This is a genomic window from Amycolatopsis rhabdoformis, from assembly GCF_035918295.1.
Taxonomy (GTDB): Bacteria; Actinomycetota; Actinomycetes; order Mycobacteriales; family Pseudonocardiaceae; genus Amycolatopsis; species Amycolatopsis rhabdoformis.
Window position 1 is genome coordinate 6,907,881 of the sequence record NZ_CP142149.1, and the last position, 19,916, is coordinate 6,927,796.

Annotated in this window: 18 protein-coding genes and 1 pseudogene; 7 read left to right on the top strand and 12 right to left on the bottom strand. The window is 69.9% G+C overall.

The features are described 5' to 3' along the window. Positions 1-252 precede the first annotated feature (252 nt). Both VSH64_RS31785 and VSH64_RS31790 read left to right on the top strand, forming a co-directional pair. Positions 253-741: a transposase gene (locus VSH64_RS31785; RefSeq protein ID WP_326566439.1), complete on the top strand. Its 489-nt coding sequence runs from the start codon at positions 253-255 to the stop codon at positions 739-741. Then, positions 669-1,076, top strand: a pseudogene (locus VSH64_RS31790) (transposase); the annotation flags it as partial. The gene VSH64_RS31785 and the pseudogene VSH64_RS31790, both read left to right, overlap by 73 nt. A 161-nt stretch (positions 1,077-1,237) precedes the next feature. On the opposite strand, the gene VSH64_RS31795 reads toward VSH64_RS31790, so the two are convergent. After that, on the bottom strand, positions 1,238-1,906 hold the full coding sequence (locus VSH64_RS31795) for a GNAT family N-acetyltransferase (RefSeq protein WP_326566440.1): 669 nt from the start codon (positions 1,904-1,906) through the stop codon (positions 1,238-1,240). A 52-nt stretch (positions 1,907-1,958) separates the two neighbouring features. On the opposite strand from VSH64_RS31795, the gene VSH64_RS31800 reads away from it, so the two are divergent. Beyond that, entirely contained in the window at positions 1,959-2,807 is an 849-nt protein-coding gene (locus VSH64_RS31800) for a PaaX family transcriptional regulator (protein WP_326566441.1), read from the top strand. Here the strand turns inward: VSH64_RS31800 and VSH64_RS31805 are convergent. After that, complete coding sequence (locus VSH64_RS31805; RefSeq protein WP_326566442.1) at positions 2,797-3,189, bottom strand: RidA family protein; 393 nt, start codon at positions 3,187-3,189, stop codon at positions 2,797-2,799. The genes VSH64_RS31800 and VSH64_RS31805 overlap by 11 nt on opposite strands. A gap of 68 nt (positions 3,190-3,257) precedes the next feature. On the opposite strand from VSH64_RS31805, the gene VSH64_RS31810 reads away from it, so the two are divergent. From VSH64_RS31810 to VSH64_RS31820, 3 genes are all read left to right on the top strand, one after another. After that, positions 3,258-5,609, top strand: a complete 2,352-nt coding sequence (locus VSH64_RS31810; RefSeq protein ID WP_326566443.1) for a bifunctional salicylyl-CoA 5-hydroxylase/oxidoreductase — start codon at positions 3,258-3,260, stop codon at positions 5,607-5,609. Further along, entirely contained in the window at positions 5,606-6,745 is a 1,140-nt protein-coding gene (locus VSH64_RS31815) for an acyl-CoA dehydrogenase family protein (protein ID WP_326566444.1), read from the top strand. The genes VSH64_RS31810 and VSH64_RS31815 overlap by 4 nt, the downstream gene beginning before the upstream one ends. A 234-nt stretch (positions 6,746-6,979) precedes the next feature. Continuing rightward, entirely contained in the window at positions 6,980-7,498 is a 519-nt protein-coding gene (locus VSH64_RS31820; RefSeq protein WP_326838075.1) for a dienelactone hydrolase family protein, read from the top strand. On the opposite strand, the gene VSH64_RS31825 is transcribed toward VSH64_RS31820, so the two are convergent. From VSH64_RS31825 to VSH64_RS31870, 10 genes are all read right to left on the bottom strand, one after another. Beyond that, positions 7,488-8,210 (bottom strand): aspartate racemase/maleate isomerase family protein, encoded by a 723-nt coding sequence (locus VSH64_RS31825; protein ID WP_326566445.1) that lies wholly within the window; start codon positions 8,208-8,210, stop codon positions 7,488-7,490. The two genes, VSH64_RS31820 and VSH64_RS31825, sit on opposite strands and share 11 nt — an antisense overlap. A 194-nt stretch (positions 8,211-8,404) precedes the next feature. After that, a complete protein-coding gene (locus tag VSH64_RS31830; protein WP_326566446.1) occupies positions 8,405-9,124 on the bottom strand; it encodes a DUF2306 domain-containing protein in 720 nt (239 codons plus the stop codon). 184 nt (positions 9,125-9,308) lie between these two features. Then, the gene (locus VSH64_RS31835) at positions 9,309-9,665 is read right to left on the bottom strand and encodes a nuclear transport factor 2 family protein (protein ID WP_326566447.1); all 357 of its coding nucleotides are present in this window, start codon (positions 9,663-9,665) and stop codon (positions 9,309-9,311) included. A gap of 125 nt (positions 9,666-9,790) precedes the next feature. Continuing rightward, positions 9,791-11,197, bottom strand: a complete 1,407-nt coding sequence (locus tag VSH64_RS31840; protein ID WP_326566448.1) for a GH1 family beta-glucosidase — start codon at positions 11,195-11,197, stop codon at positions 9,791-9,793. 13 nt (positions 11,198-11,210) lie between these two features. Next, the gene (locus VSH64_RS31845; protein ID WP_326566449.1) at positions 11,211-12,230 is read right to left on the bottom strand and encodes an ABC transporter ATP-binding protein; all 1,020 of its coding nucleotides are present in this window, start codon (positions 12,228-12,230) and stop codon (positions 11,211-11,213) included. Continuing rightward, on the bottom strand, positions 12,227-13,225 hold the full coding sequence (locus VSH64_RS31850) for an ABC transporter permease (protein WP_326566450.1): 999 nt from the start codon (positions 13,223-13,225) through the stop codon (positions 12,227-12,229). The genes VSH64_RS31845 and VSH64_RS31850 overlap by 4 nt, the downstream gene beginning before the upstream one ends. Before the next feature lie 3 nt (positions 13,226-13,228). Continuing rightward, on the bottom strand, positions 13,229-14,209 hold the full coding sequence (locus VSH64_RS31855; protein ID WP_326566451.1) for an ABC transporter permease: 981 nt from the start codon (positions 14,207-14,209) through the stop codon (positions 13,229-13,231). Next, positions 14,206-15,318, bottom strand: a complete 1,113-nt coding sequence (locus tag VSH64_RS31860; protein WP_326566452.1) for an ABC transporter ATP-binding protein — start codon at positions 15,316-15,318, stop codon at positions 14,206-14,208. The genes VSH64_RS31855 and VSH64_RS31860 overlap by 4 nt, the downstream gene beginning before the upstream one ends. Before the next feature lie 21 nt (positions 15,319-15,339). Further along, positions 15,340-17,010: an ABC transporter substrate-binding protein gene (locus VSH64_RS31865; RefSeq protein ID WP_326566453.1), complete on the bottom strand. Its 1,671-nt coding sequence runs from the start codon at positions 17,008-17,010 to the stop codon at positions 15,340-15,342. Positions 17,011-17,209: 199 nt separating this feature from the next. Further along, a complete protein-coding gene (locus tag VSH64_RS31870) occupies positions 17,210-18,427 on the bottom strand; it encodes an ROK family transcriptional regulator (protein ID WP_326566454.1) in 1,218 nt (405 codons plus the stop codon). A gap of 121 nt (positions 18,428-18,548) precedes the next feature. On the opposite strand from VSH64_RS31870, the gene VSH64_RS31875 reads away from it, so the two are divergent. Continuing rightward, complete coding sequence (locus VSH64_RS31875; RefSeq protein WP_326566455.1) at positions 18,549-19,799, top strand: ROK family transcriptional regulator; 1,251 nt, start codon at positions 18,549-18,551, stop codon at positions 19,797-19,799. Positions 19,800-19,916: the final 117 nt, after the last annotated feature.

Consider the following 19,916-nt stretch of genomic DNA (forward strand, 5'->3'; position numbering starts at 1 on the left):
AAGTGTCCAGCCCCCGCCGCAACACAGCCCCCGCCGCAACACAGCCCCCGCCGCAACACAGCCCCCGCCGCAACACAGCCCCCGCCGCAACACAGCCCCCGCCGCAACACAGCCCCCGCCGCAACACAGCCCCCGCCCTCCCCAAGGGGGGCGTCGCCGTCTCCATTCTACCGGCCACCCCCGACAAAAACGGCGGAAAGCGCTGGTCAGGGCCTAGGTCGTGTCTGACAAGTATCGTGTGTGGCGGCTGGGATGCTGTCGGTCGTGTCGCGGTTTGAGTTGCTGTCGGATGAGCAGTGGGTGTTGATCGAGGATCTGTTGCCGGTGCGTACGGGTAGGCAGGGTCGTCCGTTTTCGGATGCGCGGGCGATGGTGGAGGGGATCATCTACCGGTATCGGTGCGGGATCGCGTGGCGGGATGTGCCGGCGGTGTTCGGTCCGTGGCAGACGATCTGGACCTGGCATCGCCGGATGGCTGGGGACGGGAACTGGGACATCGTGCTGCAGCGGCTGCTTACCGCCGCGGACGCGGCCGGGCAGATCGACTGGGCGGTGTCGGTGGACTCCACGATCGCGCGGGCGCATCAGCACGCCACCAACGTCAGGCGTGTCACGGGGGGGCTGGGTCGAACTACACGGATCTGCTCGCCGAGCCGCCTGATCACGCGATCGGCCGCTCCCGTGGCGGCTGGAGCACGAAGATCCACCACTTCGTCGACGGGAACGGCCGGCCGCTGGTGACGTTGGTCGGTCCCGGTCAGGCCGGCGACACACCGATGTTTCCGCACTTGATGCGGCACCTGCGGATCCGTCGGGTTGGGCGTGGTCGGGCACGTACTCGTCCCGACCGTGCCCGCTGCGACAAGGCCTACTCCTCGCGCGCAATCCGCGGGCATCTGCGCGCTCGCGGCATCGTCGCCGTGATTCCCGAACCAGTTGATCAGGCCGGGCACCGCAAACGCAGGAGCTCACGAGGTGGTCGCCCGCCGGAGTTCGATCCCCTCGATTACCGAGGTCGCAACGTCGTCGAACGCCGCTTCAGCTTGCTCAAGCAATGGCGCGTTCTGGCCACCCGATACGACAAACTCGCCATCGTCTACCGGTCTGCGGTAGTCCTCCACGCCGTGATCACCTGGACCAACGCATTGTCAGACACGGGCCTGGTTGTCCACAACTCGGCCGGGCTGTGGACAACCAGCAAAAGAGCAGCAAAGACCCAAGCCAAAAGCTGGTCACCTCAAACCGACAGCCACTCCGCCTGCGGACCCGAACACCGATACGGCCGAGGCACATCGTGCTGGTACCACCAAGCCTCGCTCACCCGCCCGTTCGGCAACGTGTACTGCGGCGGCCCCGCCGCCCGTCGCATCCCCGCAGCCTCCAGAGACCGCCCGCTCGCCACATTCCCCACCTCCGCACCGGCGCGCACCTGAGGCAACCCCAGGTGCGAATGCGCCAGCACCAACCCCGCAGTGAACAGGTCCCGGCCCAGCCCGCGGCCGCGGTAAGCCGGCGCGAGGTAGCCGCCGGTTTCCGGGCCGCCGTTCTCCCCGGAGTGCACGCTCACGAGCCCAGCGCAGCGGTTGTCCGCGAGATCGATGGCGACGATGTCCACCGATTGGGGGTCGGGATAGGTCCAGGCCGGGCCGGTGCCGGGGGTGACGCGCAGGGCTTCGGAGCGCAGGGGTTCCGCGATGACGGAATCGGCGAGCCAGCCGAGCCAGCGTTGGGCGGCGGGGTCGCTGCCGGAGGCCACGGCGGCCGCGTACTCCCAGGCCGTGGGGGTGCGGAAGAGGAAACGGCCGACCGTGAAGGCGTGTCCCCTGCGGTCGCAGGTGCGTTTCGCCATGAGCCGGCCCCGGCGGGTCAACCGGCCGAACAGTGGTGCTTCACCCAGGTTCACCATCGCGGGCCAAATGGTACCCGCAGTCACGTCCCGGGGTTGTTATGGTGACCGGGTGACGGCCGTACCGGAGTCAACCGAGCTCGACGCCGGGCGTGCCGCCCAGCCTCGGCAGCTGATCGTGTCCGTATACGGCTTCTACCACCGCATCGAGGGTGGCTGGTTGTCCGTGGCATCGCTCATCGACCTGCTCGCGGCGCTCGGCGTCGACGAGCCGGCGGTGCGCTCGTCGATCTCGCGGCTCAAGCGCCGCAGCATCCTCGACGCGGTGCGCCGCGACGGGACCGCGGGCTACGAGCTGTCGGACACCGCGCTGGCGATCCTGCGCGAAGGCGACGACCGCATCTTCCGCCGCGACCGCGCCACGCTGGCCGACGGCTGGCTGCTCGCCGTGTTCTCCGTGCCCGAGACCGAGCGCCACAAGCGCCACGTGCTCCGCACTCAGCTGGCGAGCCTCGGCTTCGGCACGGCGTCGTCGGGGGTCTGGATCGCGCCCGCCCACCTGCACAAGGTCACGGCCGAGGCGCTCACCCGGCTGGGCCTCGCGAGTTACGCCGACCTGTTCCACGCCGAACACCTGGCGTTCGGAAACGCACAGGACAAGGTGCGCGAGTGGTGGGATCTTGACCAGCTCGACGAGCTGTACACCGCGTTCCTCGACGAACACGGCCCGGTGCTCGACCGGTGGAAGCGCCGCCGCACCGTGCCGGGCGACGAGGCGTTCGCCGACTACGTGCGGGTGCTCACCGGGTGGCGGCGGATGCCGTACCTCGACCCGGGGCTGCCGGCCGAGCTGCTGCCCGCCGACTGGTCCGGCATCCGCGCGGCCGAGGTGTTCTTCACGCTCCACGAGCGCCTCGAAGCCCCGGCCCGCGAGTACCTGCTGCAGGTGCTCAGCGGCTGAGCACCGCGAAGCCCTGCACCTCCACCAGCGCCTCGACGTCCCAGAGCCGGCTCACGCCGATGCCCGCCATCGCCGGGTACTCGGTGCCGGCGAGGCGCTTCCACACCTTGCCGATCTCGCGCGCGTGGGCCTTGTAGTCGTCCATGTCGACGATGTACACGGTGAGGCTGCACAGGTCGGTGGGCTCGCCGCCGGCCGCGCGCAGGGCTGTGAGGAGATTGCCAAAAGCCTGTTCGAACTGCGCCACCACGCCCTCGCCGACGATCTTGCCTTCGGCGTCGAGTGCGGTCTGTCCGGCAAGGAACACGAATTGTCCGGTTGCGGACACGGCGTGGGAGAAACCGGACGGGCGGCCCAGCTCGGGCGGGTTGATGCGCTCCATGTCGCGGAAGCCTAGCTCATCTATCGTATTCTTGACGATCGTATGTCAGACGACATATCCTTGCTCTCGTGCGGATATCGGTTCTCGGCGGCGGCCCGGCGGGCCTGTACTTCGCCGCCCTCGCGAAGCAACTCGGCCCCGGCCACGAGATCACGGTGTGGGAACGCAACGCGCCTGACGACACCTTCGGGTTCGGCGTGGTGTTCTCCGACGAGACCCTCGGCGGCATCGAACACGCCGACTCGGCGGTGCACGACGCGATGAGCCGCGAGTTCGCGCGGTGGGACGACATCGACGTGCACTACCGCGGTGAGGTGCACACGTCCGGCGGCCACGGCTTCGCCGCGATGAGCCGCAAGCGCCTGCTCGCGATCCTGCAGCAGCGCTGCCGCGAGCTCGGCGTCGACCTGCGCTTCCGCACGGAGGCGCCCGACCCCGAGCAGCTCTCGCGCGACTACGACCTCGTGATCGCCTCCGACGGCGTGAACTCGGGCGTGCGCCGGCGGTTCACCGAGTCGTTCCGCCCGAGCGTGGAGACGCGCCGGTGCCGCTACATCTGGCTCGGCACCGACCTGGTCTTCGACGCCTTCAAGTTCCACGTGCTCGAGACGCCGTACGGGATCATGCAGATCCACGGCTACCCCTACGGCCGCGACGGCAGCACGTTCATCCTCGAACTGCACGAGGACGTGTGGCAGCAGGCGTTCGCACCGATCGCGGCCACCGACCTGGCGCCGGGCGAGAGCGACGAGAAGTCGATCGAGCTCATCCGCGAGCTGTGCGCCGACGTGCTGGGCGAGCACCACGTGCTGGCCAACAACTCGAAATGGGCCACCTTCGGCACGGTGCGCTGCGAGCGCTGGGTGCACGACAACGTGGTGCTGCTCGGCGACGCCGCGCACACCGCCCACTTCTCCATCGGCTCCGGCACGAAGCTGGCGATGGAGGACGCGCTGGCGCTGGCCGCGTGCCTGCAGGAGCAGGACAGCGTGCCCGCGGCGCTGGCGGCGTACGAGGCCGAGCGCAAGCCCGTGGTCGAGTCCACGCAGCGCGCGGCGCAGGCGAGCCTGGAGTGGTTCGAGAACCTGGCGCAGTACACGCACCAGGAGCCCGAGCAGTTCGCGTTCAACCTGCTCACGCGCAGCCGCCGCGTCACCTACGACAACCTGCGGCTGCGTGACCCGGAGTTCGCCACGGAGCTGGACGAGTGGTTCGCGCGCTCGCTCGGCACGCCCGTGGCGCCGCCGATGTTCCAGCCCGTGCGCATCGGTGAGCTGCAGCTGCCCAACCGCGTGATCGTGTCGCCGATGGACATGTACTCCGCCGTCGACGGCGTGCCCGGCGAGTTCCACCTCGTGCACCTCGGCGGCAAGGCGCTCGGCGGCGCCGGGCTGGTGATGACGGAGATGATCTGCGTGTCGCCCGAGGCGCGGATCACGCCGGGCTGCCCCGGGCTGTACAACGACGAGCAGGAGCAGGCCTGGAAGCGCATCGTCGACTTCGTGCACGGCAGCACGCCGGCGAAGATCGGCCTGCAGCTGGGCCATTCCGGGCGCAAGGGCTCGACGAAGCTGATGTGGGAAGGCATGGACGACCCGCTGCCGGAGGGTAACTGGGAGGTCTGCGGGCCGTCGGCGCTGCCGTACCGGCCCGACAGCCAGACGCCGCGCGAGCTGAGCGTCGAGGAGCTGACTGAGATCCGCGAGCAGTTCGTGGCGTCGGCCCGGTCGGCGGCGCGGGCCGGGTTCGACCTGCTGGAGCTGCACTGCGCGCACGGCTACCTGCTGTCGTCGTTCATCTCGCCGCTCACGAACCGGCGGACCGACGAATACGGTGGCTCGCTGGAAAACCGGCTGCGGTTCCCGCTCGAGGTGTTCGACGCCGTGCGTGAGGCGTGGCCGGCCGAGCGGCCGATGGGCGTGCGCATCTCGGCCAGCGACTGGTACGACGGCGGGATCGAAGCCGACGACGCCGTGGAGATCGCGAAGGCGTTCGCCTCGCACGGCGCGGCGGCGGTCGACGTGTCGACCGGGCAGGTCGTGAGCGAGGAGAAGCCGAAGTTCGGGCGCAGTTACCAGACGCCGTACGCGGACCGGATCCGCAACGAGGTGGGCCTGAAGTACGGTACGGCCGTGATCGCCGTCGGCGCGATCTCCTCGTACGACGACATGAACGCACTGATCCTCGCCGGCCGCGCCGACCTGTGCGCGCTGGGCCGCACGCACCTCTACGATCCACAGTGGACGCTGCACGCGGCGGCCGAGCAGGGCTATTCGGTGCCGTGGCCGAGCCCGTGGGCGGCCGGGAAGCGGCGGCCCGTGACCGGCCGCACCGACGGGCCGGAGCCGCGGCTGGAACTCGTACGCACCGGTGGGCACCAGACCGCGCACGCCCGCTGGCGACCGGAGAGGGATCGATGAACGCGTTCGCACTCACGCCCGAACAGCAGGCTTTTGTGGCTTCGGTGAAGGAGATCGCGGCCTCGCAGTTGCAGCCACTCGCCGAGGCGGGGGCCGAGGGCGCGGTGAACCGGCCGCTGCTCAAGGCGATGGGCTCCCACGGCCTGCTGGCGCGCCTGTTCCCCGGCGTCTCCGGCGGCAACCCGACGCGCCAGGCGGCGGCGTTCGACCTGTGCCTGCTGCGCGAAGCACTCGCTTCGGTGAACACGGAGTCCGAGACGGCGTTGGCGTTGCAGGGCCTGGGAAGTTACCCGGTTCTACAGTCCGGAAAGGACGAACAGGTCGCGCGCTGGCTGCCCGCCGTCGCCGCTGGCGACGCCGTGGCGGCCTTCGCCCTGACCGAACCCGACGCCGGCTCCGACGCCGCCGCGCTCCAACTCGCCGCCGAACCCGACGGCGACGGCTGGCGGCTCACGGGTTCGAAGATGTGGATCTCCAACGCCCCCGAAGCCGACTTCTACACGGTGTTCGCCCGCACCACCCCGGATGCGGGCTCGCGCGGCGTTTCCGCGTTCGTGGTCCCCGGCGACCGCGCGGGCCTCTCCGGCGAGCACCTCGACCTGGTGAGCCCGCACCCGATCGGCACCCTGACGTTCGACGGCGTGCGCGTGCACCGCGACGAGCTGCTCGGCGAGGAGAACCGCGGCTTCGCCGTGGCGATGCGCACGCTGGACCTGTTCCGGCCGAGCGTCGGGGCCTTCGCGGTGGGCATGGCGCAGGCCGCCCTCGACGCGACCGTCGCGTACACGGGCACGCGCATCGCGTTCGGCGGGCCGTTGGCGAAGCAGCAGACTGTCGCGCACACGCTCGCGGAGATGGCGACGCGGACCTCGGCGTCGCGGCTGTTGGTCTACGCCGCAGCTGCTGCTTACGACGCGGGCGAGACCGGGCTGGCCGGGCGGGCGGCGATGGCGAAGCTCTTCGCGACGGAGTCGGCGCAGTACGTGGTGGATTCCGCGGTACAGCTGCACGGCGCGCGGGCTTTGCGGCGCGGGCACTTGCTGGAGCACCTGTACCGGGAGGTCCGGGCGCCGCGGATTTACGAGGGGGCGTCGGAGATCCAGCGGACGATCATCGCGCGGTCGCTGCGGTCCTGATGTTCTGCTGAAGGCGGTTGTGGTGTTGCTGTGTCACCGGACGCCGCAGCAACACAGCCCCCGCCCTCCCTAAGGGGGGCGTCCCCATGTCCATTCTACCGGCGGCCACCGACAAAACTGGCGGAAAGCGCTGTTCAGGGCTGAGTTGTCCACAACTTGGCCGGGCTGTGGACAACCGTCTGTGCGACCGGCCGAGGGAAAAGGTCTGCTCGTCGGCGGTCGCATCGCTTGGCGATGTTTCGCTGGGGTGTCAGGCGATCGCAGCCATGTGACGAGAAGGCTGATGGAGCTGGCCGCCAGTGTCACGGCGGAGATGGCGGTGCGGGACCCGCAGGCGTACGTCGAGTTCCTGGCCGGACGCTCAGAAGTCGCAGGTTCGGCGGGCAGGACGACCGGGTAGTGCATGGCGGAAATGTCACCACTCGCCGCGACCCACTTCCTCGCGCGGTACCGGCTGCGTCGTTCCACGGGGGCAACCTGGCGACCGGGGACGATGGGGTGCACGTGGTGGCGGACCGGATCCGGGGCGCGCTGCACGTCGCGGCGGCACGGGACGATCGCGCGTTTCCGGCTGAGCAGTACGAGCGGCTGGAGGACGCGCTCGTCGCCGCCGGGGTGCGGCACACGATGGCGACCTACGACGCCGAGCACGGGTTTGCGGTGCCGGACAACGACACCTACGACCGGGATGCCGATGAGCGGCATTGGGCGGCGATGGAGGAGTTGTTCGGGGAGCAGCTGGCTAGCGCCTGAACAGGGGGCCGGCGTCGGGGGCCGCCGGGTGCAGGTCGAGCAGCCTGGCGGCGGACCAGAGGGTGACCTGGGTGGCCGTGAGAACCGGGCAGCCGGCGGCCCGTTCGAGTTCCGCGGTGAGCCCGCTGGTGTGCAGTGCGGTTTCCGGGAGCAGCACGGCTTGCGCCTGAGGGTGGGCAGCCTCGGCGACCAGATCGACGATCTGGTCCGCGGACCACGCGGCGAGCTGGCGGTCGGAGCCGACGGAGGCGTCGACGCGGTTCACGACGTGGACGTCGAGGCGACTGATGAAGTGGTCGGAGAAGCTCGGGTGGTAGACCGAGGCGAGGGCGACCTTGTCGAGGTCCAGCACGTGGATCGCCTGCTGGAACGCCCTGGTCGTGCTGGTGGCGGGGGCGCCGGTGAGGCGGCTGACCGTGAGCAGCTGGTGGTCCGGGTCCACGAGGAAGCTGGCGCTGGTCACGGCGAACGCGACCACGTCGAAGCCGGCCGCCAGGCCCGGGATGACCTGGGTGAGGTGCTCGTCGGAGCCGAGTCGGCGGACGGCGTCGGCCACGGTGGAGACGTCGGTGGTCGAGAGGTCGCCGACGTCGGCGGGCCAGGGGAAGTAGCGGACTTCCAGATCGAGGGCCGGACGCAGCCGGCCGGCGAGGCTGGTGAAGTCGTCCTCGCCGGCGTTCCTGGTCGGGTACAGCAGGGCGATGCGGGCCATGCGGTCCGATGCTAGGTGGCTACGGCCTCGGCGCGCTCGCGCTTGCGGCCCTCGCGCCCTGAGGCTTGTCGTCCAGCCACAACCGCGACAACCCTCCGCGCCCACGCTAGGTAGCTAGGGCCTTCGCGCGCTGGGGCCAGCGGCCTGGCCACCCGAGTTTCGCCGTCCAGCCACAACTGCGACACCCCCAACGGCTAAGCAGCCACAGCCTTCGCACGCTGAGGCTTGCGATCCAGCCACAGCTGCGCCCCCATCAAGGCGACGGTCCAGCTCACCCAGGCGGCGATGGCGGCCACCGACTGCATGAACGCGACCTCGCTGCCGCCGAAAGTGGTGGCGATCTGGGGTTCCAGGAAGACGATCGCGAGGGGTGAGATGAGGCGATTCAGGATGATCGACATCGTCAGCGCGAAGCTGCGGATCATCCAGCGGCGGTGGTCGCCGAAGCGGCGGTCGCGGGCGGCGCGGTAGCCGGCCCAGGTGCAGCCGAGCCAGGTGACCGCGAGGAGGACGTCGCTGGCTCGCGTGGCGGGGCCGAAGGGGCTGGCGGCGCCGATCGTGAGGGCCATGAGGCCTGAGGGCAGCACGCCGCCGAGCACGTAGGCGCGGCCGGCGTAGCGGTGGAGCACCGGGTAGCGGCGGCGGATCCACGGCCAGATCTGCAGCACCGCGCAGATCATCGCGATCGAGCCGAACACCACGTGGCCCACCAGGAACCAGTAGTGCGCGCCGAAGCCCTCTGGCGCGGGGACACGCGACTGCGCCGGGTCGAGGGCGAGGTACGGCGGCAGGGAGTACGCCAGGAAGGCCACCACGACCAGCCCCAGCACCCCGATCCACGGCCGGCGCTTCTTCGCCGTCTTCGGCTGCTGCGCCGGCACTCGCGGTGGTCGCAGATCCGTCCCCGCCGTCATGGCCACTCCCTCGCTCGTCTCGTGGTGCCTTCGACGTTAGGGGTGGCGAGGGTCGCGCAACCATGGTGCGCGCTGGCGTCGGCGGGGTGGGGAAAGCCTTACCCTCGGTCGGGTGGATCTTCGGGGTCGCCTTGACGGGCGAGGCCAACCGTGACGTGCTCGGCGCCCCACAAAACCGAGGCGTTCACGCGTAGCTCGCGTGCGCGGCGATCACCCGCCAGCCGTCCGAAGTCCGCAGCCACGTGCGGGTGTAGCGCAGCCGCGCGGAGAACGGCTCACCACCAAGCGATCCCGCCAGACGGCCGAGGAACCACGTGACCCCGGTCGAACCCTCGGAGAACACCCGGAGATCGTCCTCGACGAGTTCGGTCAGCCGCTGCGCGCCTGCGCGATGACCGGCCAGATCGTCGGTCTTCGTGGCGGTCACCGAGCCGAACGTGAAGACCAGACGATCGTGCAGCAATTCCTCAAGGGCCCCGACGTCGCCGGCCAGCTGTGCGGCCTGGAGGCGGCGTTCGGCGTCGAGCAAACTCTGGTCCACGGCGGTGCTCCCTTCCCGGAACACCCATCGTGGCCCAAAAACCGAAACCACGGGGGAAGGTTCGCGCAAAGCCGAAGGGCGCCCGTACGAGACGGACGCCCTGCGGGATCACCCCCCGGGGTGACTCAGGAACCGCGAACCCGGCGCACCGTGTCGCGGTAGAACAGGCCGCTCTGCTTGATCGTGCGGGCCTGGGTTTCGTAGTCGACGCGGATGAGGCCGAAGCGCTTGGCGTAGCCGTAGGCCCATTCGAAGTTGTCCAAAAGGGACCACGCGAAGTACCCGCGGATGTCCACGCCCTCCAGGCGGGCGGCGGCGACCGCGGCCAGGTGCGAGGCGAGGTAGGCCGTGCGGCCCTCGTCGCGCACGAAGCCGGACGAGTCGGGCGCGTCGTCGAAGGCCGAGCCGTTCTCCGTGATGAAGATCGGCAGGCCGGGGTAGTCGCGGCCGAGGCGGGTCAGCAGTTCCGTGAACTTGCCCGGCAGGATCTCCCAGCCCATGGCCGTGGTCGGTTCGCCGAACGGGACGGCGCGCTGCACCGGGAAGCCGTCCTCGCCGGTGGTGCGGCCCTGCTCGTCGACGCCGGAGTACTGCTGGCCGAAGTAGTAGTTCACGCCGAGGAAATCGAGCGGCGTTGAGATGACCGAGAGGTCACCGTCCTCAATGGGCAGTGAGGCGCCGCGCACGGCCAGGTCCGCCACCACATCCTCGGGGTAGGAGCCACGCACCAACGGGTCGAGGTAGATGCGCACGCCCATGCCGTCGGCGTTGCGCGCGGCCTCACGGTCGAGGTCGTTGTCGGACGCCGCGTCGGAGGTGCCCATGTTCAGTGTGATGCCGAACTGCGTGCCCTCCGGCGCGGCCTCGCGCATGCGCTGCGTGGCCAGACCGTGGCCGAGCAGCAGGTGGTGGATGGCCTTCATGCCGGCCGCGAAGTCGCGCCGGCCCGGGGCCATCACGCCGTGCACGTAGCCGTGCATCGCCGAGCACCACGGCTCGTTCAACGTCGTCCAGTGCCGCACTCGATCCTTCAACCGGTCGAACACCAGCATCGAGTAGTCGGCGAAGCGGTACGCGGTGTCGCGCGCCGGCCAGCCGCCCGCGTCCTCGAGCTCCTGCGGCAGGTCCCAGTGGTAGAGCGTGAGCCACGGCGCGAGGTCCTTGGCCAGCAGCTCGTCCACGAGCCGGTCGTAGAACCCGATGCCGGCCTCGTTGATCGGGCCCTTGCCGCGCGGCTGGATGCGCGGCCACGCCACGGAAAACCGGTACGTGTCGGCGCCGAGCTCCTTGACGAGCCCCACGTCTTCCGGCATCCGGTGGTAGTGGTCGCACGCGACGTCACCGTTGTCGTTGTTGTCGATCGCCCACGGCACCTTGCAGAACGTGTCCCAGATGGACGGTGTGCGGCCGTCTTCGTCCACCGCGCCCTCGATCTGGTACGCGGCCGTCGCCACGCCCCACCGGAAGTCCGGCGGCAGCGAGTCGATCAGCGCCTGCTGCTCGCGGGTCGCAGCGTCGGTGGTCTCGGTCAAGGGGTCTCCTTATCTACGACGTGACGGCGGCGGCTGAGTCGGCGGCCGGGTGCAGCCAGCACGCGACGGTGCGCGTGGGATCGTCACGATCAGCGGGCACGCCGAGCACCGGCACCTCGGCGGTGCAGCGATCGAAGGCGTGCGGGCAACGCGGGGCGAACGCGCACCCGACCGGCAGCGCACGCGGGTCGGGTGGCGAGCCGGGGATGCCGGTGAGCTCGCGCCGCGGCCCGCGCAGCGCGGGGAACGAGTGCAGCAGGCCGTCGCTGTAGGGGTGCAGGGAATCGCGGTAGAGGTCCACGCCGCGCGCCTGCTCCACGATCCGGCCGCCGTACATGATCGCGATCCGGTCGGAGAACTCGACCAGCAGCGACAGGTCGTGGGTGATGAACAGCACCGAGAAGCCCAGCCGCTCACGCAGTTCCACGAGCTGCGCCAGGATCTGGCGCTGCATCACCACGTCGAGCGCCGTGGTCGGCTCGTCCATGATCACCACGCGCGGCTCCAGCGCCAGCGCCATCGCGATCATCACGCGCTGGCGCATCCCGCCGGACAGCTGGTGCGGGTACGCGTCGAGCCGGTCGCTCGCGATGCCCACCAGCCGCAGCAGCTCCCGCGCCCGCGCGAGCCGGGCCGCCCTGGTGCTGCGCGGATCGTGGGCCTTGATCACGTCCACCAGCTGCGCCGCGACCTTGTGCACGGGGTTCAGCGAGTTCATCGCGCCCTGGAACACGATGGACGTTTCGGCCCACCGGAAGTCCCGCAGCTGCTTGGGGGTCAGCTTCAGCACGTCGTACGGCTCGCCGTCGCCGGGGTGGTAGACCACGCTGCCACCGCGGATCACGCCGGGCGGGGGTAGCAGCCGCGTGAGGCCGTAGGCCAATGTGGACTTGCCGCTGCCGCTCTCGCCGGCCAGGCCGAGCACCTCGCCGCGGTGCAGCGTGAGGTGCACGTCCTGCACCGCGTGCACGGCGTCGGCGCCGAGGCCGTAGTCGACGTCGAGGCCCTTGATCTCGAGTACGGGTTCCTTCATTCCTTCTCCCGGCCGAGCACGGGCGTGAAGCCGACGCGCAGGCGCACCGTCTTGCCCTCGGCGTTTTTCGCCTTGGTCTTGCCGCTCGAGCGCAGCCGCGGGCTCACGAACTCGTCGATGCCGAAGTTGAGCAGCGACAACGCGGTGCCGAGGATCGCGATCGCGAGCCCCGCCGGCACGAACCACCACCACGCGCCCTGCGCCAGCGCCTGCTGGCTCTGCGCCCAGAACAGGATCGTGCCCCAGTTCCACTCCGAGAAGCTGGAGACGCCGACGAACGCCAGCGTGATCTCCGACATCACCGCGAACACCACTGTGCCCACGAAGCTCGACGCGATCACCGCCGTGAGGTTCGGCATGATCTCGAAGAAGATGATCCGCCACGTCGATTCGCCGCTCGCGCGCGAAGCTTCGACGTATTCCCGGCGGCGCAAAGAAAGTGTTTGCGCTCGCAGGATCCGCGCGCCCCACGCCCACGACGTGAAGCCGATGATCACGGCCACGAGGTAGTCGCCACCGCTCGGCAGCGCCGTGCCGATGATGATGATCAACGGCAGGGCCGGGATCACGAGGAACACATTGGACAGTGCCGAGAGGCCCTCACCCGGTGTCCCGCCCAGGTACCCCGAGGTGACCCCGACGATCACGGCGAGGATCGTCGCCACGATACCGGCGGTGAGGCCCACCAGCATCACGCTGCGCGTGCCCACCACCACCTGGCTGAAGATGTCCTGGCCGAGGTGCGTGGTGCCGAACCAGTGCTTGCCCGAGGGCGCTTCGAGCAGGTCGTTGCTGCGCGCGGACGGGTCGAACGGCGCGATCCACGGCCCGATGATCGCGATCACCACGAAGAAGGCCAGAACCACCAGGCCGGTGATCGTCTTGCCCCCGGTGAGGAACCGGAAGCGCCGGCGTTTCGCCGCGGGGCCGGCGATGGCCTCGGCCGGGAGCGGCTCGGGCGCGGCGGCCTTGAGGTCGGCTGCGGGCAGTGCCACGGCTCAGCCCTCCTTCCGGGTGCGCGGGTCGAGCGCGAGGTAGGCGACGTCGGCGAGCAGGTTCGCCACCAGCACCGAGAGGGTGATGATGAGGAAGATCCCCTGCATCAGCGGGTAGTCCTGCGAACCGACGGCCTGGAACAGCTCGTAACCGACGCCCGGGTAGGAGAACACGATCTCCACCAGCAGCGTGCCGCCCACGATGAAGCCCAGCGCCAGCGCGAACCCGGACACACTGGGCAGCAGCGCATTGCGGGCCGCGTAGCTCATCATCACGCGGCGTTCCTTGAGGCCCTTGGCGTGCGCCACGGTGATGTAGTCCTCCGAAGCGACGGTGACCATCATGTTGCGCATGCCGAGGATCCAGCTGCCCATGGAGCTGATCAGGATCGTGATCGCCGGCAGCAGGCTGTGCTGGATCGCGCTGCCGAGGAAGTCGCCGCCCCACCCGGGCACGAGGCCCGGGTCGTAGCCGCCGGACGCCGGGAAGAAGCTGCCCGGGCCGGCCAGCAGCGTGATCGCGATCAGGCCGAGCCAGAAGTACGGGATCGACGAGAGGAACGTGGTCACCGGGAGCAGACCGTCCACCCAGGACCCGCGGCGCCAGCCGGCGACGACGCCGAGGCCGGTGCCGATGAGGAAGCCCACCACCGTGGTGAACCCGACGAGGATGATCGTCCACGGCAGACTGTCGCCGATCACCTGGGACACGGGCGAGGGGAAGAACGTGAACGACAGCCCGAGGTCACCGCGGAACAGCTGACCCCAGTAGTGGAAGTACTGGGTGATCAGGCTTTCGTTCTTGTCCAGTCCGAACAGGACGTACAGCGACTGGATCGCGTCGGCGCTGAGCTGGCCCTGGTTCTTGGTGATCAGCGACTGCACCGGGTCACCGGGGATCAGCCGCGGGATGAAGAAGTTGATCGTGACCGCGGCCCACGCGGTGAAGACGTAGAAGCCGAGCCGCTGGAGCAGGTACCTCACGAGCGCACCGCCGAGTCGTACAGCCAGCACGCGGCCCAGTGGCCGGGGGCGTCGGCCACCTCGAAGCGCGGCGGCAGGTCGGTCTTGCAGCGTTCCATCGCGACGGGACAGCGCGGGTGGAACCGGCAGCCCGAAGGCGGCGCGATCAAGCTCGGCGGCTCACCGGAGCCCTTTTCCTTCGGCGCCTCACCGGGCGCGGCGTCCGTGCCCGGGTCGAGCCGGTCGGGGTCCGGTGCCGATTCGATCAGCAGCCGCGTGTACGGGTGCGCGGGGTTCTGGGTCACAGTCTCGGAATCGCCGCCCTCGACCATGCGCCCGGCGTACATCACCAGCGTCTCGTCGGCGAAGTAGCGCGCCGACGCGATGTCGTGGGTGATGTAGAGGATCGCGAGGTGCAGGCGTTCCTTCAGGTCCCGCAACAGGTTCAGCACGCCGAGCCGGATCGAGACGTCCAACATGGACACCGGCTCGTCGGCCAGCAGCGCCTCGGGATCGGCGCCGAGCGCCCGCGCGATCGCCACGCGCTGGCGCTGGCCACCGGAAAGCTCGTGGGGGAACTTGTCGACGTAGCGCTCCGGCGGCGTCAGCTGCACCCGCGTGAGCAGCTCCTGCAACGCCCGCTCGAGGTCTTCGGCCGTGGTCCCGGCGCGGTCGTGGATCTTCAACGCCCGCGTGAGGTGGTAGCGCACGGTGTGCACGGGGTTCAGCGACGCGAACGGGTCCTGGAAGATCATCTGGACCTTGCGGCAGTAGGCGCGGAACGCCTTGCCGCCCTTCACGGTCACCGACTCGCCGTGCAGGCGGATGTCGCCGGCCGTGCGCGGGTAGAGCTGCGCCAGCAGCCGCGCCACCGTGGACTTGCCCGAGCCGGACTCGCCCACCAGCGCGGTCACGCGGCCGCGCCGCAGCACCAGGTCGACGTCGTCGACGGCCTGCACGCTGCGGCGGCCCCTCGTGAGCGCCTCGCGGCCGCGCTTGCGCACGGGGAAGTGCTTGGTCAGCCCGGAGGCCTCGAGCACGATCGTGTCCGAGGCCCCGGTTTCGATCTCGCCGGCCGGGGAGGCCACCCCCGCCTCAGGTGAGGCGGAGGTGGCTTCCCGGGTGGCCACTGCGTTGTCCTCGGCCATAGATCAGGCCGCGGGCTTCAGGTGCAGAACGATGTCCAGCGCGTTGCGCAGGGTCGGCTGCGCCGGGCCGTACGGGTTGGCTTCTTCGGGCCAGCCCGTCCAGTTCTTCGTGCTGTACTCGCCGCCGGAGTTGGCCGCCATGAGCGGCACCATCGGCTGCTGGTCGATCATGATCTGCTGCAACGTGTTCATCGCGGCGGCGCGGCTCGCGTCGTCGGCGGCGTTGGCGTAGGTGGTGAGCGCCTGCGTCGCCTGGTCGTTCTTGTAGCGGCCGTAGTTGCCGTTGATGCCGCCCTGGCCGGTCGGCTTGTAGCGGTTGCCGTCCATCACATCGCGGTACATGTCGTACGGCGTGGCGCCGTCGTTGGTCCAGTGCAGCAGACCCTCGAAGTCACCGGTGTCCACGGACTTGGTCCACGCGTCCTGGTTCATCTTCTCGACGGTGGCCGTGATGCCGATCTGCGACAGGTTGTCCTTGATGATCTCGAGGTCGGTGATGTAGTCCGACCAGCCCGAGGGCACGGTCAGCTTCAGCGTCACCGGCTTGCCGCTCGGGTCCACGAGCTGGTTGCCGTTGTACTTGAAACCCGCACCGGTGAGCAGCGACTTGGCGCCCGGCACGTCGACCTTCACGGTCTGGCCCTTGTACTGCGGCGCGATGAACGAGTCGCCCGCCGGCGTCGGGATGCCGGTGACCTGGTCGGCCTTCGGGTAGAAGTAGCCGGCCTCACCCTGGTTGAAGATGTCGTCGCGGTTGAGGACCTTGTTCACGGCCTGGCGCAGCTTCGCGTTGTTCCACGGCGCCTTCTCCGTGTTGAACCACAGGCCGTGCACGGCGAGCTGGGCCGGGAACCACAGCTTGTAGTGCTGCGGGTCCTTGTTCACGTAGACGGTCTTGTAGTTCGGGATGAAGACGAAGCTCCACTCGGCCGCACCGCTGGTGAGGGCGGCGACCTGCGCGTTGTTGTCGTTGTAGGAGGTGTAGCGGATCTCCTTGACCGCCGGCGCCTGCTGCCAGTAGCCGGAGCGCTGGCTCACGGTGATCGTCTGCGGCGTGAACGACTTCAGCGTGTACGGACCGGTGCCGACCGGGTTCTTCACCAGGTCGGTGGCCGGGTCCTTCATCTGCGACCAGATCTTCTTCGGCACCACGATCGTCTGCAGGATCTTGACCTGGTTCACGAACTGCGAGGTGTCGAAGCCGAGGGTGACCTGGTTGCCGCTCGCGGAGATGTCCTTGTAGGGCACCGAGTCGATGTTCAGCGCCTTGTTGTCGCGCAGCAGCTGGAACGTGTAGGCCACGTCGTCGCCGGTCATCGGGGAGCCGTCGGAGAACTTCACCCCGTCGCGAATGGTCAGGACCAGCTTCTTGTAGTTGTCCGACCAGTCCCACTTCGTGGCCAGCCACGGCTTGCCGGCTTCCTGCGGCTTCACGCGGTTGAGCATCACGAGGGGCTCGTAGATCACGTAGCGGTACCCGAGCGACGCGGCCGCCGAGGTCTCCAGGAACGGGTTGTTGTTCTCGGCCTGCGGGCCGTTCGGCATGCCGACGTTCAGCACGGCCGCGGCGTTGCCGCCACCACCCGCGCTGCTCGAGCCGCCGCCGCAAGCGGCGAGCACCGCGGCTGCCACCACGGCGACGAGCGCTGCGACGACGGAGCGCTTCACTCGCATTCGTCCTCCTAGGTCCTGGTGCTACGGATTCCGGCCGTGCTCGGAGAGCTCGGTCCGGCCGCGCGACAGGAGGAGTCAACCCGGGTGACTCGGGTCACGTCAATAACACGGCGGTAACGTTTTGTGCCTAAGTTTAAGTACTGAAAGAAAGGCTCACGCTCGGTGTCCGTCTGTCGATCTCCTTGCGCACCAAGGAGATTCAGCCCGCTGAACGCCCGCCCGACGCCAGCAGCGCGGCGATCGGCAAGGTCGCCGCACCCAGCGCGACGGCCTCCGGACCGAGCTGCCCCAGCTCGACGGCGGTGGCCTCGGCGAGGTAGCCGAGCGCGTGGCGAGCCGCGGCGTCGCGGACGTGCGGCAGGATCGCCGGGCCCATGATCGCTCCCGCCGAGCCTGCCAGCACGACCCGGTCCGGCGCCAGGAGGTTGATCAAATTGGCGATGCCGATGCCGAGGTACTCACCGGTCTCCGCCAGCGTCGTCCCTGCTGGTGTAGACCTCTCCGCAGGACAGGTTTCCGCCAGCGCGACGAGCTCGGCGAGCCGGCTCTCGCTGTCCGGCCCACGCAGGATCTGAGCCCCGGGCGCGTCGGCGTAGCGCCGGACCACGGCCTCCGTGCCGACGTAGGCCTCCAAGCAGCCGCGTGATCCGCAGCGGCACGCGGCCCCCGCGGCCTGCACCACCGTGTGCCCCCACTCACTCGTGGTGATGCCGGGAAAAGACCCACCACCCGTCACGAAGGCGGCCCCGACGCCGACCCCGAGCAGGGCGATCACGGCCCGATCGGCCCCGCGGCCCGCGCCGAGCCACATCTCGGCCTGACCGAGCGTGCGCGCTCGGTTGTCGAGGTGCAGCGGCGTGTCGGCCAGCAGCGGCACGCGGGCGCGCAGGAGGTCGGCGAACGCGACGCCGGCCCAGCCGAGGGTGGGGGCGTGCACGATGCCACCCGCCCGCACCGCGCCCGGCACTCCGACGCCGACGCCCAGCACGGGGGACGCCCCGCCGGCCGCGAGCACCTCGGCGACACCGGCGCGGGCCAGCTCCACGACCTCGGCCGGGTCGGGCTCGGTGCCGGCGAGCGGGTGTTGCACGGTCGCGAGCGTCTCGAGGGTGCAGTCGAACAGGCCGGCGCGCACGTGCGTCTCGCCGACGTCGACGCCCACCACCTGGCCGTATTCGGGCCGGACGCGCAGCAGCGTGCGCGGCCTGCCACCATCGGACTCGACGGATCCGGCTTCGGCCACCACGCCGTCGCCGATGAGTTCCGCGACCACGTTCGTCACGGTCGCGGGACTGAGCCCGGACTCGGCCACGAGTTCGAGCCGGCTGACCGGTCCACGCAGGTAGAGCGACGACAGGAGCGTCGCTCGGTTGTGCCGCCTCAGGTCGCGGGTCGTCTGCCGGAGCACCCTCGTCACCAGGGGGATTCTGCCAGACGTCCATATGTTCGGGACTTAGTTCACTAGTTAATACATGGCCACAACTTACGGTGATCAGGCATCCTGGTGCCGGGAGAGTTCGAGGCCGGATGGGTGTCACATGGCGACCAAGCGCACAACAGTCCGCGATCTACGGCGGCACAACCGTTCCCTGCTGCTGTCGAAACTGTACTTCGACGGCCCGCTGTCGCGGCACGAACTGAGTCAGCTCACGGGACTTTCGGCGGCGACGGTCAGCAACGTGACCGCCGAGCTGGGCGAGGAACGGCTCATCACCGAGGCCGGCCTGGTCGAATCCGACGGCGGCCGCCCACGCGTGTTGCTGCGGGTGGACCCGGCGTACGGCTACGTCGCGGGCGTCGACATCGGCGAGACGGGCGTGCGGGTGGAGCTGTTCGACCTGGCGATGCAGCGGCTGGCCACGGTCGAACACGAGCTGTCACCGGCGCGCACCGAGCCGGCCACGGTCGTCGCGGCCGTGGTGTCGGGTCTGCGCGAGGTGATCGCTTCGGCGGACGCCGACGAGTCGGCCGTGCTCGGCGTCGGGGTCGGCGTGCCGGGCACCGTGGAGCAGGGCGAGCGGGTGCTGGTGCACGCGCCCACCATCGGCTGGGACTCCGTGGCGCTCGCCGACGACCTGCGCGCGGCCGGCATCGACCTGCCCGTGTTCGTGGACAACGGCGCCAAAACCCAGGGTCAGGCCGAGATGTGGTTCGGGGCCGGGCGCGGCGCGCGCCACGCGGTGATCGTGCTCATCGGCTCCGGGGTCGGCGCCGCCGTGATCGCCGACGGCGCCACCTACCGCGGCTCCACCAGCAGCGCCGGCGAGTGGGGCCACACCACCATCGTCTACGGCGGGCAGGCGTGCCGCTGCGGTTCGCACGGCTGCCTCGAGGCCTACATCGGCGCCGAGGCCGTGCTCGCGCGCTACCGCCGTGCGCGCGGCAAGCCCGTGCCCGGCGAGACCGAGCAGGACCAGTTCGCCGCGCTCCTGGCCTCGGCCGACCGGTCGAAGTCGGCGCAGAAGGTGCTCGAGGAGACGGCGGGGTACCTCGGGGCCGGCATCGCGAACCTGATCAACCTGTTCAACCCCGAGCGGATCGTGGTCGGCGGCTGGGCCGGGCTCGCGCTCGGCGAGCGGCTGCTGCCGCTGATCCGCTCCACCGCGTCGGCCCACGCGTTGAGCCACCCGTTCGGCGAGACCACGATCCAGCTCGGTTACCTCGGGCTCGACGCCGTGGCGACCGGCGCCGCGACGCTGCCCGTCGCCGATCTGCTGGAGCAAGGCGCCGACCCGCGGCTGCTGGCCAAGCCCACGCCCACCGTCCGCTCGGGGGCCGGCGCGGCCTGACCCCACCGTCACCCAGCGAACACCACCCGAAACCCGGCGTGACCTCGGAGATCGTCGCCGACCCTTAATTCGGGTTGAAAAAATTCTCACATCCACCATTGCCGCAGTGGTACGGAC

Excerpts from the sequence above, each read along its gene's own strand:
- VSH64_RS31815 (WP_326566444.1), top strand. The coding sequence starts at position 5,606 with ATGAACGCGTTCGCACTCACGCCCGAACAGCAGGCTTTTGTGGCTTCG.
- VSH64_RS31795 (WP_326566440.1), bottom strand. The coding sequence starts at position 1,906 with ATGGTGAACCTGGGTGAAGCACCACTGTTCGGCCGGTTGACCCGCCGG.
- VSH64_RS31785 (WP_326566439.1), top strand. The coding sequence starts at position 253 with ATGCTGTCGGTCGTGTCGCGGTTTGAGTTGCTGTCGGATGAGCAGTGG.
- VSH64_RS31805 (WP_326566442.1), bottom strand. The coding sequence starts at position 3,189 with ATGGAGCGCATCAACCCGCCCGAGCTGGGCCGCCCGTCCGGTTTCTCC.
- VSH64_RS31845 (WP_326566449.1), bottom strand. The coding sequence starts at position 12,230 with ATGAAGGAACCCGTACTCGAGATCAAGGGCCTCGACGTCGACTACGGC.
- VSH64_RS31825 (WP_326566445.1), bottom strand. The coding sequence starts at position 8,210 with ATGGCCCGCATCGCCCTGCTGTACCCGACCAGGAACGCCGGCGAGGAC.
- VSH64_RS31875 (WP_326566455.1), top strand. The coding sequence starts at position 18,549 with ATGGCGACCAAGCGCACAACAGTCCGCGATCTACGGCGGCACAACCGT.
- VSH64_RS31820 (WP_326838075.1), top strand. The coding sequence starts at position 6,980 with ATGTTTCGCTGGGGTGTCAGGCGATCGCAGCCATGTGACGAGAAGGCT.
- VSH64_RS31830 (WP_326566446.1), bottom strand. The coding sequence starts at position 9,124 with ATGACGGCGGGGACGGATCTGCGACCACCGCGAGTGCCGGCGCAGCAG.
- VSH64_RS31865 (WP_326566453.1), bottom strand. The coding sequence starts at position 17,010 with ATGCGAGTGAAGCGCTCCGTCGTCGCAGCGCTCGTCGCCGTGGTGGCA.